Origin of the sequence: Caulobacter endophyticus, assembly GCF_029543245.1 — a bacterium.
In the GTDB taxonomy this organism is placed as follows: Bacteria; Pseudomonadota; Alphaproteobacteria; order Caulobacterales; family Caulobacteraceae; genus Caulobacter; species Caulobacter endophyticus_A.
The window spans coordinates 67311-83331 of sequence record NZ_JARQWV010000005.1; the positions used below are offsets into that span (position 1 = coordinate 67311).

The 16021-nt window shown below is 67.5% G+C and carries 9 protein-coding genes and 1 pseudogene; 3 read left to right on the forward strand and 7 right to left on the reverse strand.

The genetic code is table 11. From position 1 onward, the window contains the following. Positions 1 to 7: 7 nt before the first annotated feature. From P7A99_RS06240 to sucC, 3 genes are all read right to left on the reverse strand, one after another. On the reverse strand, positions 8 to 2971 hold the full coding sequence (locus P7A99_RS06240; protein WP_277793060.1) for a 2-oxoglutarate dehydrogenase E1 component: 2964 nt from the start codon (positions 2969 to 2971) through the stop codon (positions 8 to 10). Positions 2972 to 3249: 278 nt separating this feature from the next. After that, positions 3250 to 4134: a succinate--CoA ligase subunit alpha gene (gene sucD / locus P7A99_RS06245; RefSeq protein ID WP_101713616.1), complete on the reverse strand. Its 885-nt coding sequence runs from the start codon at positions 4132 to 4134 to the stop codon at positions 3250 to 3252. Positions 4135 to 4136: 2 nt separating this feature from the next. After that, positions 4137 to 5336 (reverse strand): ADP-forming succinate--CoA ligase subunit beta, encoded by a 1200-nt coding sequence (gene sucC, locus P7A99_RS06250; RefSeq protein ID WP_277793061.1) that lies wholly within the window; start codon positions 5334 to 5336, stop codon positions 4137 to 4139. 75 nt (positions 5337 to 5411) lie between these two features. On the opposite strand from sucC, the gene P7A99_RS06255 reads away from it, so the two are divergent. Further along, a complete protein-coding gene (locus P7A99_RS06255; RefSeq protein WP_277793062.1) occupies positions 5412 to 5810 on the forward strand; it encodes a hypothetical protein in 399 nt (132 codons plus the stop codon). 69 nt (positions 5811 to 5879) lie between these two features. Continuing rightward, positions 5880 to 7559, forward strand: a complete 1680-nt coding sequence (locus P7A99_RS06260) for a methyl-accepting chemotaxis protein (protein WP_277793063.1) — start codon at positions 5880 to 5882, stop codon at positions 7557 to 7559. Between the two features lie 123 nt (positions 7560 to 7682). Here the strand turns inward: P7A99_RS06260 and P7A99_RS06265 are convergent, their stop codons facing one another. Beyond that, on the reverse strand, positions 7683 to 11039 hold the full coding sequence (locus P7A99_RS06265) for a glycosyltransferase (RefSeq protein WP_277793064.1): 3357 nt from the start codon (positions 11037 to 11039) through the stop codon (positions 7683 to 7685). Between the two features lie 108 nt (positions 11040 to 11147). On the opposite strand from P7A99_RS06265, the pseudogene P7A99_RS06270 reads away from it, so the two are divergent. Then, positions 11148 to 11288 (forward strand): annotated as a pseudogene (locus tag P7A99_RS06270) (hypothetical protein); the annotation flags it as partial. Positions 11289 to 11305: 17 nt separating this feature from the next. Here P7A99_RS06270 and P7A99_RS06275 read toward each other — a convergent pair. The 3 genes from P7A99_RS06275 to P7A99_RS06285 all read right to left on the reverse strand — a co-directional run bounded on the left by P7A99_RS06275 (position 11306) and on the right by P7A99_RS06285 (position 15866). Then, the gene (locus tag P7A99_RS06275) at positions 11306 to 12640 is read right to left on the reverse strand and encodes a spinster family MFS transporter (protein WP_431307647.1); all 1335 of its coding nucleotides are present in this window, start codon (positions 12638 to 12640) and stop codon (positions 11306 to 11308) included. 90 nt (positions 12641 to 12730) lie between these two features. Further along, the gene (locus P7A99_RS06280; protein WP_277793066.1) at positions 12731 to 14971 is read right to left on the reverse strand and encodes a TonB-dependent receptor; all 2241 of its coding nucleotides are present in this window, start codon (positions 14969 to 14971) and stop codon (positions 12731 to 12733) included. Between the two features lie 196 nt (positions 14972 to 15167). Beyond that, positions 15168 to 15866 carry a TetR/AcrR family transcriptional regulator gene (locus P7A99_RS06285; RefSeq protein WP_277793067.1) on the reverse strand — a complete coding sequence of 233 codons (699 nt, stop codon included), beginning with the start codon at positions 15864 to 15866 and terminating at the stop codon, positions 15168 to 15170. Positions 15867 to 16021: the final 155 nt, after the last annotated feature.

A 16021-nucleotide genomic window follows, 5' to 3' on the forward strand; every position in this document is an offset into this window, starting at 1 on the left:
GGTGCTCTTAGGCGAAGGCTTCGGTGAGGAAGGCTTCGAGCTCCTTGAGGTGGCGGCTCATCAGGCCGGCGGCGGTCGAGGCGCTGGCCGGACGGCCGACGTAGCGGGCCCGCTTGGCCTTGATGTCCATCTTGTCGAGGGTCAGCTCGATCCACGGATCGACGAAGGTCCAGCCGCCCATGTTCTTCGGCTCTTCCTGCACCCACACCAGCTCGGCGTTCTTGAAGCGGTTCAGGACGCCCATGACCGACTTCATCGGCCACGGATAGAACTGCTCCAGGCGCAGGATGTAGACGTCGTCGCGGCCGGTCTTGGCGCGCTGGTCCACCAGGTCGAAGTAGACCTTGCCCGAGCACATGATGACGCGCTTGATCTGATCGTCGCTCTTCAGCGTGATGCCGCCGACGTCGCAGCCGGCCTCGGCGCCGTCCACCATCACGCGGTGGAAGGCGGTGCCTTCGGCCAGGTCGCTCAGGTTCGAGACGGCGCGCTTGTGGCGCAGCAGGCTCTTGGGCGACATCACGATCAGCGGCTTGCGGTACTCACGGTGCATCTGGCGACGCAGGGCGTGGAAGTAGTTGGCCGGCGTGGTGCAGTTGACGACCTGCATGTTGTCTTCCGCGCACGACTGCAGGAAGCGCTCGAGGCGGGCCGAGCTGTGCTCGGGGCCCTGGCCTTCGTAGCCGTGCGGCAGCAGCATCACGAGGCCGCTCATGCGCAGCCACTTGCGTTCGCCCGAGCTGATGAACTGGTCGATCACCACCTGGGCGCCGTTCACGAAGTCGCCGAACTGGCCTTCCCACAGGGTCAGGGTGTTTGGGTCGGCCAGCGAGAAGCCGTACTCGAAGCCCAGCACCGCCTCTTCCGACAGGGCCGAGTCGATGACTTCGTAGTTGGCCTGGCCGGCGCGGATGTTGTTCAGCGGCGTGTAGTGCTCTTCGGTCTTCTGGTCGATGACGTCGGAGTGGCGTTGGGTGAAGGTGCCGCGGACCGAGTCCTGGCCCGACAGGCGGACCGGGAAGCCCTCGTCGAGCAGGGTGGCGAACGCCAGGTGCTCGGCCGTGCCCCAGTCGAGGCCTTCGCCCTTGCTGATGGCGTCGCGGCGGTTCTCGATGGCGCGCTTGACGGTCTTGTGGGCCTCGATGCGCTCCGGGATCGCCGTGATCTTGGCGCCCAGTTCCTGCAGCTTGGCGAGCGGCACGTCGGTCTTGCCGCGGCGCTCTTCGTCGCCCGGCTGGGCCAGGCCCTTCCACTTGCCGTCGAGCCAGTCGGCCTTGTTGGCCTTGTAGCTCTTGCCGGCCTCGAATTCCTTGTCGAGGAAGGTCTCGAACTCGCCGACCCAGGCGTCGGACTCAGCCTGGGTGACCAGGCCTTCGGCGACCAGGCGGGTGGCGTACAGTTCGCGGGTCGAGGGGTGACCCTTGATCTTCGCGTACATCAGCGGCGACGTCATGGTCGGATCGTCGCCTTCGTTGTGACCGAAGCGACGGTAGCAGACCATGTCGATGACCACGTCCTTGCCGAACATCTGGCGATATTCGGTGGCGACCTTGGCCGCGAACACCACGGCTTCGGGATCGTCGCCGTTCACGTGGAAGATCGGGGCCTCGACCATCAGGGCCATGTCGCTCGGATACGGCGACGAGCGCGAGTAGCGCGGGCTGGTGGTGAAGCCGATCTGGTTGTTGACGATGAAGTGGATGGTGCCGCCCGTACGGTAGCCCTTCAGGCCCGACAGGGTGAAGCACTCGGCCACGACGCCCTGGCCGGCGAAGGCCGCATCGCCGTGCAGCAGCAGCGGCAGCACGTGGCCGCGGCCGGCGTCCGGCTGTTCGCGCAGGGTGAAGGCCTGCTTGGCGCGGGCCTTGCCGATCACGACCGGGTTGACGATTTCCAGGTGCGACGGGTTGGCGGTCAGCGACAGGTGGACCTTGTTGTCGTCGAACTCACGGTCCGACGAGGCGCCCATGTGGTACTTCACGTCGCCCGAGCCCTCGACGTCCGAGGGGACGCTGGAGCCGCCTTGGAATTCGTGGAAGATCACGTGGTAGGGCTTGCCCATCACGGCGGCCAGCACGTTCAGGCGGCCGCGGTGCGGCATGCCCAGGACGATGTCCTTCACGCCCAGCGAACCGCCGCGCTTGATGATCTGTTCCATGGCCGGGACCATGGCTTCGCCGCCGTCGAGGCCGAAGCGCTTGGTGCCGGGGAAACGCTTGTGCAGGAAGCGTTCGAAGCCTTCGGCCTCGATCAGCTTCTTGAGGATGGCGACCTTGCCTTCCTTGGAGAAGGTGATTTCCTTGTCGCGGCCCTCGATGCGCTCCTGCAGCCAGGCCTTCTCGGCCGGGTCGGAGATGTGCATGTACTGGACGCCGACATTGCCGCAGTAGGTGCGGCGCAGGATCGACAGGATCTCGCGGATCGTGGCGGTCTCCAGACCCAGCACGAAGTCGAGGAAGATCGGACGGTCGTAGTCGGCCTCGGCGAAGCCGTAGGTGGCCGGGTCGAGTTCGCTGGCGTCCTTGGCGGGATCCAGGCCCAGCGGGTCGAGGTTGGCGGCCAGGTGGCCGCGCATCCGGTAGGCCCGGATCATCATGATGGCGCGCAGGCTGTCCAGCGTGGCGGCGCGGACGGCTTCGGCGGAAGCGCCGGGAGCCTTGGCCTCGACGGCCTTGGAAATCTTGGCTTCGACGGCCGGCGCGACGCTGGCCCATTGGCCGTCAAGCGCGGAGAGCCAGTCGGGGCGGGCGGTGGGGACGCTCTTGGGCGTCCAGGCCGGGTCCTTGGCGGCGCGCTTGACCTGGTCGGCCTGCTCGGCGAGCGAGGCGAAGAAGGCGTTCCAAGAGGGCTCGACCGACCCGGGGTTCTCCGCCCACTGGGCGTAGAGATCCTCAACAAAGGCGGCGTTCGCGCCGTAGAGGAAGGAGGTCTCGGTCAAGACCTGATTGATGATGCCTGCGTCGTCCGCCATCGTCTTCGCCTCGATGCTCGCCCGCCGAGGCCATCCGGCGGGATCACGAGCTCGTTTCAAACATGAAGCGCGACGACCGGTTGGCCGCTATCCATTTTCGGCCGCTGCGCTTCGGATCCGTTTACGGGACCGGTTAGACACCGGTCCCGTAAATATAGTCTCTCAATCTCCCGTCGCCCGCGCCTTGCGGCGGGCCCAGGTGATTTTTTCGGATCGTCGACTGGCGGTCGCAAAAAACCTGGGCCCCGCGCGAGGCGGGGTTTCGGTAGTCTAGTCTATTAGCCCTTGAGGACTTCGAGCAGGGTCTCGCCCAGCTTCGCCGGCGACGGCGAGACGCGGATGCCCGCTTCTTCCATCGCAGCGATCTTGTCCTCGGCGCCGCCCTTGCCGCCCGAGATGATGGCGCCGGCGTGACCCATGTGACGGCCCGGAGGAGCCGTGCGACCGGCGATGAAGCCGACCATGGGCTTCTTGCGGCCGCGCTTGGCTTCGTCCTTCAGGAACTGAGCCGCTTCTTCTTCGGCCGAGCCGCCGATTTCACCGATCATGACGATCGACTTGGTGGCTTCGTCGGCCAGGAACAGTTCCAGCACGTCGATGAACTCGGTGCCCTTGACCGGGTCGCCGCCGATGCCGACGGCGGTCGTCTGACCGAGACCGGCGTTGGTGGTCTGGAACACGGCTTCGTAGGTCAGGGTGCCCGAACGCGACACGACGCCGACCGAGCCTTCCGAGAAGATCGAACCCGGCATGATGCCGATCTTGCACTGGTTCGGGGTCAGGACGCCCGGGCAGTTCGGGCCGATCAGGCGCGAACGCGAACCTTGCAGGGCCTTCTTCACCTTGACCATGTCCAGCACCGGGATGCCCTCGGTGATGCAGACGATCAGCGGGATTTCGGCGTCGATGGCTTCCAGGATCGAGTCGGCCGCGAAGGGCGGCGGGACATAGATCACCGAGGCGTCGGCGCCGGTGGCTTCCTTGGCTTCGCCGACGGTGTCGAACACCGGCAGGCCGATGTGCGTCTGGCCGCCCTTACCCGGGGTGACGCCGCCGACCATCTTGGTGCCGTAGGCGATGGCTTGTTCCGAGTGGAACGTGCCCTGGGCGCCGGTGAAGCCCTGGGTGATGACCTTGGTTTCAGAACCGATAAGGATCGACATGATTAGCGAGCACCCTTCACGGCCGCGACGATCTTTTCGGCGCCGTCAGACAGATCGTTGGCGGCGATGACGTTCAGGCCGCTTTCCGAGATGATTTTCTTACCCAGTTCGACGTTGGTGCCTTCCAGGCGAACGACGAGCGGAACCGACAGGCCGACTTCCTTCACGGCGGCGATGACGCCTTCCGCGATGATGTCGCAGCGCATGATGCCGCCGAAGATGTTGACCAGGATGCCCTTCACGGCCGGATCGGCGGTGATGATCTTGAAGGCCGCGGTGACCTTCTCCTTGGAAGCGCCGCCGCCGACATCGAGGAAGTTGGCCGGCTCGGCGCCGTACAGCTTGATGATGTCCATGGTGGCCATGGCCAGGCCCGCGCCGTTGACCATGCAGCCGATTTCGCCGTCGAGGGCGATGTAGGCCAGGTCGTACTTGCTGGCTTCGATTTCCTTGGGGTCTTCTTCGGTCTCGTCGCGCAGCTCGCGGATGTCCGGGTGACGGAACAGCGAGTTGCCGTCGAACGACAGCTTGGCGTCCAGGACGCGCAGGTGGTCGTCGGCGGTGACGATCAGCGGGTTGATTTCCAGCATCGCCATGTCCTTGGCCATGAAGGCCGTGAACAGCTGGTTCAGCAGGACGGCGGCTTCCTTGGCCAGGCCGCCGGTCAGGCCCAGGGCCTTGGCCAGCGCGCGCTGGTGGGTCGGCCACACGCCGGTCGCCGGATCGATGGTGAAGGTGTGGATCTTTTCCGGGGTCGAGGCGGCGACGTCCTCGATGTCCATGCCGCCTTCGGTCGAAGCGACGACCGAGACCTTGCTCGAGGCGCGGTCAACCAGCAGCGACAGGTAGAATTCCTTGGCGATCGCGGCGCCTTCCTCGATGTAGAGGCGGTTCACCTGCTTGCCCTTGGGGCCGGTCTGGTGCGTCACCAGCACGCGGCCGAGCATTTCGGCGGCGTTGGTCTTGACGTCTTCGACCGACTTGACGACGCGGACGCCGCCCTTGGCGTCGGGGCCGAGGCCCTCGAACTTGCCCTTGCCGCGGCCGCCGGCGTGGATCTGGCTCTTCACGACGAAGACCGGACCGCCCAGCTTCTCGGCGGCGGCGACGGCTTCATCGACGGTGAACGCCGCGAAGCCACGCGGGACGGGGGCGCCGAACTCCGCGAGGACGGCTTTAGCTTGATGCTCGTGAATGTTCATGAGGGACCGGTCTTCCGCGACGGTTCTTGAATGTGGCGGCGTTATAGGAGCGTGATTTCGCAGGCGCAACCGCACTTGGACGATAACCGCCCCCCATATTTTCGATCCGTTGTCCGAACGGACAACGGCGCCGCCTTCCTGGGCCGGGTGATCGAAAAGCCTGATCTTTTCGGAAATCGTCCACAGGCCGGGCCTGGCAAGGCGTTGGGGCCCGAGCGGCGCTTGCGCGAACGATGTTACCGTTCACTTTTATCGCGAGAGCTTGCCTGCTTGTGCACTGCGGTTGCGCTTTTCGGCCGGTCGGGCGCATTTGCCGCGCTTCGTGACGAAGTATTGCTGCGGCGCTGGCCTGCAACGCTGCGTCGCTTTGAAAAACAACGACTTAAATACGATGCATTTTGTGCAAAACCGGAGAACCGGGGCAGGATATACTCGGTGCGACGCCGTGGCTTGAAAGTATCAATCATTTATTGACCGTCTCGAAGCTTCTTCTTGCCGGATGCGCCCAGGGAAAAATCCCGGATAGGCATTGGAAGGGCTTCCATGTTCAACCGCTCGCAAGTGCAGGCCGTCGAGACCCTCGCGGCCCTCGACCGGTCGCTGGCGACCATCGAGTTCGACCCCAAGGGCCGGATCCTGACGGCGAACGAGAACTTCTGTTCGGCCATGGGCTACGACCTGGCCGAGATCGTCGGCAAGCACCACAGCCTGTTCGTCGAGCCCGACTACGCCGCCAGCAGCGACTATGCGGCGTTCTGGGCCAAGCTCGGCCGCGGCGAGTTCGACGCCCGCGAATACCTGCGGGTGGGCAAGGGCGGCCGCGAGGTCTGGATCCAGGCCTCGTACAATCCGATCCGCAACGCGCGCGGCGCGGTGACCCGGATCGTCAAGATCGCCACCGACATCACCGACCAGAAGCGCCGCGCCGCCGAGCAGCACGGCAAGATGGAGGCCATCGGCCGGGCCCAGGCGGTGATCGAGTTCACCCCGGCCGGCGAGATCCTGACCGCCAACCAGAACTTCCTCGACGCGCTGGGCTACTCGCTGGGCGAGATCCAGGGGCGGCATCACCGGATGTTCGTCGAGCCGGCCGAGGCCAATGCGCCCGGCTACGCCGCCTTCTGGGCCCGGCTGAACGCGGGCGAATTCGTCGCCGCCGAGTTCAAGCGCCTGGGCAAGGGCGGCCGCGCGGTATGGATCCAGGCCTCGTACAACCCGATCTTCGACCACAAGCGCCGCATCGCCAAGGTCGTGAAGTTCGCCACCGTGGTCACCGGCCGCGTCGACGCCGTCAACGAGATCGCCGCGGGCCTGGACCATCTGGCCCGCAACGACCTGACCTACCGCATCGAAAAGCCGGTCGACCCGCAGTTCGCCAAGGTGCGCGACGACTTCAACAGCGCCATGTCGGCGCTGGACGGGGCCATGGGCGTGGTGGCCTCGGCCACCCAGAGCGTCGGGGCCGGGGCGCAGGAGATCTCGATCGCCGCCGACGACCTGTCGCGCCGCACCGAGATCCAGGCCTCGAACCTCGAGGAGGCCGCCGCCGCCCTCGACCAGATCACCGCCACCGTCAACCGCAGCGCCGAGGGCGCGCGCGAGGTCTCGCAGGTGGCCTCGGCCGCCCGCATCGACGCCACCCGCTCGGGCGAGATCGTCGGCGAGGCCGTCGCGGCCATGGGCGAGATCGAGGAAAGCTCGGGCAAGATCACCAGCATCATCGGCGTGATCGACGAGATCGCCTTCCAGACCAACCTCCTGGCGCTCAACGCCGGGGTCGAGGCCGCTCGCGCGGGCGACGCGGGCAAGGGTTTTGCGGTCGTGGCCTCCGAGGTTCGGGCCCTGGCCCAGCGCTCGGCGGAAGCCGCCAAGGAGATCAAGGCCCTGATCGCCAGGAGCACCTCGCAGGTGGGCCGCGGCGTGCGCCTGGTCGGCGAGACCGGCGAGGCCTTGGCCACCATCGTCGACAAGGTCGGCAGGATCGACGGCCTGATCCTGGAGATCGCCCAGTCCTCGCGCGAACAGGCCACCGGCCTGTCGGAGGTCAACACCGCCGTCAACCGTATGGACGAGGTCACCCAGCGCAACTCGGCCATGGTCGAGGAAGCCACCGTCGCCTCGGCCAGCCTGAAGCTGGAAGCCGGCGAGTTGGCGGAGCTGGTGTCGCGCTTCGAGGTCAGCAGCGGCGGGGCGGTGAAGCAAGCCGTGAGGCGGCGGGCTTAAGCCTCTCTCCCTTCCCCCTTGATGGGGGAAGGGTCGGGGATGGGGGTGACGCGGCGGTTCGGCCGCCGCCGCCCTAGCCACCCCCACCCAACCCTCCCCATCGAGGGGGAGGGCTTTGCATTTTCACTTCACCGCCACGGTCGCGCGGCGTTCCAGCTTGCCCCAGCCGACGCGGCCGCCGCGCACGGCGGTCAGCACCGATTTCACCACCACGTAGTACATCAGCTGGCGGTAGCCGAAGCGCTGCACCGGCAGGTAGGGCAGGTCGGCCCACGGCGCGCGCTTCTCGAGGGCCATGCCCAGGGCGCCGGCCGACAGGTCGACGAGAATGAACACCGCCCAGTAGAGCAGGCCGCGCACCATGTCGTCGGGCCGCCATTCCAGCGGGTGGGCGAGCGCCGCGTAGAGGCCCGAGACCAGGCTCCAGACCACGGCCAGGTCGACCAGAGGCGCGGCCACGGCCAGCAGGATCTGGAACAGCCAGATCTGCGGCAGGGCCACGAAACCCAGCACCGGGGTCTTGGGATTGAACAGCGCCGCGCGGTGCTTCCACACGCACTGCAGGGTGCCGAACGACCAGCGGAAGCGCTGCTTGAGCAGGCCGCTCACCGTGTCGGGGGCCTCGGTATAGGCGCGGGCGGCCGGATCGAAGGCCACCTTCCAGCCGGCGCGCTGGCAGGCGATGGTCAGGTCCTGGTCCTCGGCCAGGGTGTCGGAGGGATAGCCGCCCAGGACGTCGAGCACGCTCTTGCGCCAGGCCCCGACGGCGCCCGGCACCACGGTCACCGCCCCCAGGGCCGCCAGCGCCCTCCGCTCCAGGTTCTGGGCGGTGACATATTCCAGGGCCTGCCAGCGGGTGACGATGTTGAGGCGATTGCCGACGATGGCGTTGCCGGCCACCGCCCCGATCTTCGGATCGGCGAACCAGCGCACCAGCCGGCCGATGGTCGACTTGGGGAACTGGGTGTCGGCGTCCAGGGCCACCACGAACTCGCCCTTGGCCACGGCCAGGCCCCGGTTGACGGCGCGGGCCTTGCCGCCGTTCTCGAACGACAGCAGCGTCACGCGCGGATCGCCCGCGAAGTGGTCGCGCACCTCCTGGGCCGTGCGGTCCTTGGAGCCGTCGTCGAGGACCAGCACCTCGATGTTCTTCCAGTCGCTCTCCAGGATCCGCGCCACCGAGGCGGCGATCACCTTCTCCTCGTTGAAGCAGGGGATAAGCACGCTGACCAGCGGGCCGCTCGCGGGATCCAGATCCTGCGGCGTGCGCTCGGTCGCCTTGTGGACCAGGGCCAGGCACGCCAGGAAGACGAGGCGCGCGACACCAAGAGCAATGGCAGTGATGAAGAGCCCGACCAGCAGGGCGTTCAGCCCCCGGAAGAAGCCGAAGCCCAGGCGATCCAGCGCCAGGCCGACCGGGTCGCGCTCGCTCCTGGGCATCACCTGCTCAGGCGTCATGCCGGCCAGCTCGCCGACCGTGACCAGCCGGTAGCCGCGGGCGCGGATGCCGTCGATCAGGCCGGGCAGGGCCTTGATGGTGTTCTCGCGATTGCCGCCGGCGTCGTGCAGCAGCACCACCTGGCCGGGATTGGCGCCCGGATGGTCCAGGCGGTCCAGCGCGCGGTCGATGATCACCTGCGGCGGGGGCTTCTGCCAGTCGTCGGTGTCGATCCGCAGGCCGACGATCAGGTAGCCGAGGGTCTGGGCGATCACCAGCGGATCGACCTCGCGCGGGGTCGAGGGCTCGGCGTCGCCGAAGAACGGCGGGCGGAACAGGCGCATCGAGCGGCCGGTGACCACCTCGAACAGGCGCTGGGTGGCGTTCAGCTCGACCTGGGTCTGGGGCAGCGGCGTTTCGCCGATATTGGGGTGGGTCCAGGTGTGGCCGCCCACATCGTGACCCTCGCGGATCTCGCGCTCCACCAGGCCCGGATGCTTCTGCATGTTCTGGCCGATGACGAAGAAGGTCGCCGGGGCGTTCTTTGCTTTCAGAATATCGAGGATCTTCGGTGTCCAGCGCGGGTCGGGGCCGTCGTCGAAGGTCAGGGCCACCAGGCCCGGCTTCTGGCCGTAGCGCTCGATGACGTAGGAACTGGGCAGGACGTCGTAGGTCTCGCCCGAGATCAGGCCGGTGTCGGGATCGAATTCCAGCGAACGCTTGCCGGGCGTGGGCAGGGACGAGACGCGCAGCACCTCGCCGCCGCCGTCGAAATCGACGCTCTGGCCGGCCGGGATGCGGGCCAGAGCGGCGGCCGTTCCCTTGCCGTAGGGCTGGCCCAGCACGCTCCACACGCCGGGATCCTCGCCGCCCATGCGCCACAGGCCATAGCCGCGCGGCCGGAACGGGTCGGTGGCCTTGATCTGGTTGAACAGGGTGGCCGCGTCGAGGAACCACACCACGTGCTTGTCGCCGTTGTCGGCGGCGTAGGCGTAGGTGGGGTTGAGGGCGTTGTCGTCCATGCGGATGTCCGCGCCGGCGTCCTGGGCGTTGCGGATCGCCTCGTGGAAGGTGGCCGCGTCGCCGCTGGCCGCCGCGCCGTCGGCCTTCAGCGTCCAGTCGTAGCCGTAGGCGCCCAGCGCCAGCACGGTGCGGGCCGGGTCGAGGGTGGAGAAGCGCTTGTCGAGCTCGCTCTCGTACCAGTCCTGGCCGGCGTTGGGGCCGGGGTCGCCGCCGCCGTAGTGCTGGTCGTAGGCCATCAGCACGATGGTGTCGGCCGACTGCTGCAGGCGCTTCAGCGGCCAGCCCTGCTCGTCGAAGGGGGCGGTGACCCAGACCTCGCGGCCCGAGGCCTTGAAGGCCGCGCGGGCCTCGTCCAGCAGCAGCGGGTAGTTGGAGAGGCCCTTGGGCGACAAGGCCTCGAGGTCGAAGATGTAGCCGCCGAAGCCGCGCCGCTGGGCCAGGGCGACCAGGTTGTCGATCAGCGCCTTGCGGGCGGCCGGATCGGCCAGCAGGGCGTCGGCCATCGGGCCGTTGAACGCAGCGTCAGCCGAGTTGTGGACCAGCGGCAGCACCGTCGGGTGATTGGGGGCGGCGGCGATGCGGGCCGTGCCGACCGGGTCGTCGTCGACATTGATCTGGCCCTTGGGACCGTTCAGCGCCACCCACTGGGGCGAGACGACGTCGAGGCCGGCGATGTGCCGGCGCAGGGACTCGCGGCTGTCCTCGTCCCAGGGCACGTAGAAGCCGACGCTGAGCGGCTTGGCCGCGCCGATGGCGGCGGGCGTCTTGGGGGCGGGCAGGGCGCGCCAGGCCGGCGGCTTGCCGGGCTTGAGGCGATGGGCCGTCTCCTCGTGCAGCGCCGACAGCACGTGCGGATCCTTCAGCGTCACCGCAGGCAGGCGCGGGGCGAAGGCCAGGGTGGCCAGGAAGCCGGCCACGATCGCCGCCACCAGCGACAGCGCTATGCCCGCCGCCAGGGTGAACCTGCGCCGCCGCTTGCCGGTGGGGTCATGGAAGATGTGCCGATCGTCGCCGCTCATCGCGCCGTACCCCGCTCATACCGCTGATAACACGGTTTCGGCGGCGCAATGATCCTGGATCATGTCCGAACGGTGGCGCTTGAACGGCCTTGAAGCGACTGCGACTTTTTGGCTGTGAGCTTCAGTCTGCGCTCCAAGGGTCGTCATCCCGGCCGTAGCGAAGCGGAGAGCCGGGACCCAGGGGCGACCGCAATGCACCGGCCCCTGGGTCCCGGGTCTACGGCGCTACGCGCCTTCGCCCGGGATGACGGAAAAATGGGAGGCCTTCAGTCCACCCAGTCCTTCTCCAGCCGCTTGCTGGCCAGGAAGAACAGGCCTGCCGCCACGAGGTAGAAGCCCATGCCGGTATAGATCGACCAGCGCAGCGACTCCGCGCCGAACATCGGCTTGAGGAGGTCGGAGACCAGGCCGAAATAGTAGATGCCGACGGCGATGCCCAAGAGGTTGTTGATCAGCAGGAACAGGGCCGAGGCGGTGGTGCGCATCGGCGCCGGGGCCAGGTGCTGGACGGCGGCCGTGATGGGGCCAAGCCAGGCCAGGTTCAGGCCCGTCGGGATCAGGAAGATCAGGAAGGCGGCGGTCATGGCCGCGCTCTTGCCCAGGCCGCCGAACAGCGCGCCGCTGTTCATGGCCAGCAGGAAGCAGGGCACCGAGATCAGGAAGGCGATGGCCGGGGTGATCGGATAGCCCGACTTGGACTTGGCCCCCAGCTTGTCGGCCACCACGCCGCCCAGCCAGATGCCCAGCAGGCCGCCGAACAGGGCGATGCCCGAATAGTACCAGGCGGTCTGCGACAGGGTGAGGCCGAGGCTCCGCATGAAGAAGCTGGGCAGCCAGGCGGCGACGCCGTAGCCGCAGACCGACGAGGCGGCCGCGCCGAACGACAGCAGCCAGAACGACGGCTTGGCCGCCAGCAGGCGCACCGCGTCGCCGAACGGCGGGGGCGGCGCGGGCGGCACCGGGGGCGCGGCGCTCTCGATGCGGTCGGCGCCGCCGCGCGGCGGATCCTTGACGATGGCCCGGAAGATCGGGGCCAGCACCACGCCCAGCAGACCCACGACGATGAAGGCCGTGCGCCAGCCATAGGTCGCGGCCAGCAGGCCGCCGACCAGCGTGCCCAGGCCAGAGCCCAGCGGGATGCCGAAGGCGTAGGCGGCCAGGGCGCGCGCCCGCTGGCTCTTGGGGAAGTAGTCGGCGATCAGCGAATAGGCCGGAGCCACGCCGCCGGCCTCGCCGACGCCGACGCCCATGCGCGAGAAAAACAGCTGCCAGAACCCGCCGGCGAAGCCGCACAGGGCGGTGAAGCCGCTCCACACGGTGAGCGCCGCGGTCATGATCCACACGCGGCTGAAGCGGTCGGCCAGCCAGGCGATGGGGATGGCCAGGGTGGTGTAGAGCAGGGCGAAGGCCAGGCCCCCCATCAGGCCGAACTGGCCGTCGGTGAGGCCGAACTCGTCCTTGATCGGCTTGGCCAGGATCCCGAGGATCTGCCGGTCGAGGAAGTTCAGGGTGTAGACGAGGATCAGCGTGGCCAGCACCACGTAGCGATAGCTCGGGGCCGGCGCGGCCTCGTCAGGTTTGCGACCGTCGTCCATCGCCATGCCCCCAGGGAATCAAACTCGGCTTTTGTGTAGCCCGGATAAGAAAAGGGCGACGGCCTGTTGCAGCAAGCCGTCGCCCGAGGCGTTCGCCTAGAACTTCACTTCGAACGACGCCGTCACCGTGCGCGGCGGGCCGTAGAAGGCGCTGACGGAGTTGCCGTAGAACACGGCCGCCGACTGCGGGAAGTTGTAGCCGCCGATGCGATAGCGCTCGTCGCCCAGGTTCTTGCCGGTCAGGGCGGCCTTGTAGCGGCCCTGCGCCGAGGTCCAGATCAGGCTGGCGTCATAGAGCCAGTAGGACCCCTGATCGAGCGCCGAGGGGATCTCGAACATGTGGTAGGACGAGCGGTACGAGGCCGTCGGGGTGAAGGTGATCGAGCCGTTGTCGCCCAGGTCGTGGCTGAAGTTCAGGCCGAAATTGCCCGTCCACTTCGGGGTGTTCTGGAACACCCGCGAGTCGGAGAAGTCGCGCACCACCGGCGGCGTCGAGGTCAGGTCCAGGGCCTTGTACTCGTCGAATTCGGCCTTGATGTAGCCCAGCGAGACGTTGGCGCTGACCCAGTGGGCCAGCTTGGCGATCCCCTCGACCTCGAAGCCCGACATGTGGGCGCGGCCGACGTTCAGCACCTGGCTGGCGATCGAGGCGCCGACCGGGGTCTGCTGGGTGACCTGCATGTCCTTGTACTTGGAGTAGAACACCGCGGTGTTCAGGCTCAGGCGACGGTCGAAGAAGTAGCCCTTCAGGCCGCCTTCGAACGAGTCGACGGTCTCGGGCTCGTAGCCGTCGGCCGAGTTGGGCGTCAGGATCTGGTCGGAGCGCATGTCGAAGCCGCCCGACTTGAAGCCCTGGCTGTAGGAGACATAGGCGTTCAGGTCGTCGCTGATCTCGTACTTGGCGCTGAGGCGCGGGGTGAACTTCGAGAAGGTCTTCTTGTTGGTGAAGCTCGAGCGCAGCAGGCCGGGCACGGCGGCGTTGTTGCCGAACAGCGGGCTGCGGATGCCCGTGAAGTTCTGGCGATAGACGCGGCCGTACTTCTCGTCGCGGGTCATGCGGCCGCCGACCGAGACCGACAGGCGCTCGGTCAGGTCGTAGCTGACGTCGGCGAAGGCCGAATAGCTTTCGGTGTCGACATTGCCGGCGGTGGCGATGGTCGTGTTGATCTGGCTGACCACGGTGTCGAAGGCGCCCGCGGCGGTGGCGTTCATGTAGTAGACGCCGGCCACGCCCTGCCAGCGGTCGCCGGTGAACAGCGCCTGGAATTCCTGGCTGAACTGGTGGTCGTTGTAGCGGCCCGGGATGTCGAGATAGGCGCCCGGCAGTTCGTCGAAGTCGATGGTGCCCTCGGTATTGCCCGAGCGGTAGGCGGTGATCGACTTGACGGTGATCAGGTCGTTGATCGTCCACTGGCCCAGCAGCGACACGCCGCTGTTCTCGACGCGGTTGCTGTCGCCCGAGCCGGCGCGGGTGTCGTAGACGTCGGGCAGCACCTCGCCGCCGGGGATCGGCTGGCCCAGCACGTTCAGGGCCTGCACCTCGCGGTGGCCGTGGCGGGGGTTGGACTTGTCGCGGGTGGTGTCGGCCGACAGCCGGAAGAACAGCGCCTCGTTCGGCGTGTACTCGACGCTGACGCGGCCGGTGGCGACGTCCTTGTCGTAGTGCTCGGCGCCGGTGTTGAGGTTCTTGCCGTAGCCGTCGTGATCGAAGCTGGCGGCGGCGAAGCTGACCGCCAGCTTGTCGCCGATCGGGGCCTTGGCCGAGACTAGGAAATCACGCTGGTCGTAGCTGCCCAGCGAGGCCTTCAGGCGCAGTTCCGGCTCGGGGCCGATCTTGCGGGTCACGTACTTCACCGCGCCGCCGATGGTGTTGCGGCCGTAGAGGGTGCCCTGCGGGCCGCGCAGCACTTCGATGCGCTCGATGTCGAATACGTCGAGCACCGCGCCCTGCGGACGGGCGATGTAGACGTCGTCGACATAGAGGCCCACGCCGGGCTCGAAGCCCCACAGCGGGTCCTGCTGGCCGACGCCGCGGATGAACGAGATCAGGGTCGAGTTGGAGCCGCGCGCCACCTGCAGGGTGAGGTTCGGGGTCGACTGCTGCAGGCTGGTGATGTCCGAGGCGCCCATGCGCTCCAGCGCGGCGGCGCCATAGGCCGAGACGGCCACCGGCACGTCCTTCAGGGTTTCTTCGCGCCGGCGGGCGGTGACGACCACCTCTTCGACGCCGACGCCCGTTTCTCCGGTCGTGGTCGCCTGTTCCTGCGCAACCGCGAGATTACTCGCGGCGCCCCACGCCGCGCCGGCCAGCAGCGCAGCCTTCCACATCGTTTTCATGGACAGCCCCTCTTACCTAGATGCGTTTCGTCCCTCACGCCGGCCGGGCCGTCTCAAGCAGCCTCGTTTCCAGCGTTTCCCGCACGATTTCACCGTCGCGGGAATTCGACTTCACTGTCACCTAGGTTGAGGAAATGCGCCAGCCTTTTTTCACCAGGTGGTGAAAAGCGTAATCCGCGGGCGGAAGGTAAGGCGTTCAGGCCTTGCCGGACCTGGCCACGACCGCCTCGAAACCAGCCGCGCAATAGGCGAACAGGCGGGCGCGCACGGCCTCCAGGTCGCTGGAATGGCACAGGCCTTCCGACAGCGAGTCGATCCGCCCGGTCTCCGACAGGGCCAGCATCATCGAGCCGGTCAGGAACTGGTAGCACCAGTAGAGGTCGCGATATTCCGCGTCGGGACGGACGATCTTCAGCGTGTCGACCAACTGGTGGACGACGGGATCGAAGAACCGGGCCATGGTTTCGCCGCCCCAGGCCGGGGTGTTGTTCACCTGGGCGACCAGGGCGAAATAGCTCTTCCAGCCGCCGCCGCCCTCCTGCGAGATGCGCAGCAGGGGGTCGATGAAGGCGGTGATCACCCCCTCCACCGTCATGCGCGGGCCGAAGGTCTCGACATAGGCGTTCATCGAGACGCTGCGGGCCTGGTTGAGAATGTCGGCCCGGCGCAGGAACACCGCGTCGAACAGCTCGCGCTTGGCGCCGAAATAGTAGTGGATCAGGGCGGTGTCGACGCCGGCCTCCGAGGCCACCTGGCGGGTGGTCACGCCGTGGAAGCCATGGCGCGCGAACAGGCCCTCGGCGGAGTCGAGGATGGTCTCCTTCAGGTCCAGGCCCGTGGCCTTGGAAGGACGGCCCCGCCCGCCGGAGCGGGCGCGGGTCTTGGCGGCGGTCATGTGGAAGAGACCCATCCGTGAACAGCGTTGTTCCCCGGATAGGCCCGCTTCCGGCGCCCTGGCAAGAGCGCGGCCGTTTCGAGGATGTCGGGTCAGGCCGTGAAATTCCCTTGGAATCCCATAGGCAAGGCTGGGTTCGACCGTCAGGCGGCCAG

Bases quoted from the DNA above. Each gene is read 5' to 3' on its own strand.
- P7A99_RS06240 (WP_277793060.1), bottom strand. From the start codon at position 2,971: ATGGCGGACGACGCAGGCATCATCAATCAGGTCTTGACCGAGACCTCC.
- sucD (WP_101713616.1), bottom strand. From the start codon at position 4,134: ATGTCGATCCTTATCGGTTCTGAAACCAAGGTCATCACCCAGGGCTTC.
- sucC (WP_277793061.1), bottom strand. From the start codon at position 5,336: ATGAACATTCACGAGCATCAAGCTAAAGCCGTCCTCGCGGAGTTCGGC.
- P7A99_RS06260 (WP_277793063.1), top strand. From the start codon at position 5,880: ATGTTCAACCGCTCGCAAGTGCAGGCCGTCGAGACCCTCGCGGCCCTC.
- P7A99_RS06265 (WP_277793064.1), bottom strand. From the start codon at position 11,039: ATGAGCGGCGACGATCGGCACATCTTCCATGACCCCACCGGCAAGCGG.
- P7A99_RS06275 (WP_431307647.1), bottom strand. From the start codon at position 12,640: ATGGCGATGGACGACGGTCGCAAACCTGACGAGGCCGCGCCGGCCCCG.
- P7A99_RS06280 (WP_277793066.1), bottom strand. From the start codon at position 14,971: ATGAAAACGATGTGGAAGGCTGCGCTGCTGGCCGGCGCGGCGTGGGGC.
- P7A99_RS06285 (WP_277793067.1), bottom strand. From the start codon at position 15,866: ATGACCGCCGCCAAGACCCGCGCCCGCTCCGGCGGGCGGGGCCGTCCT.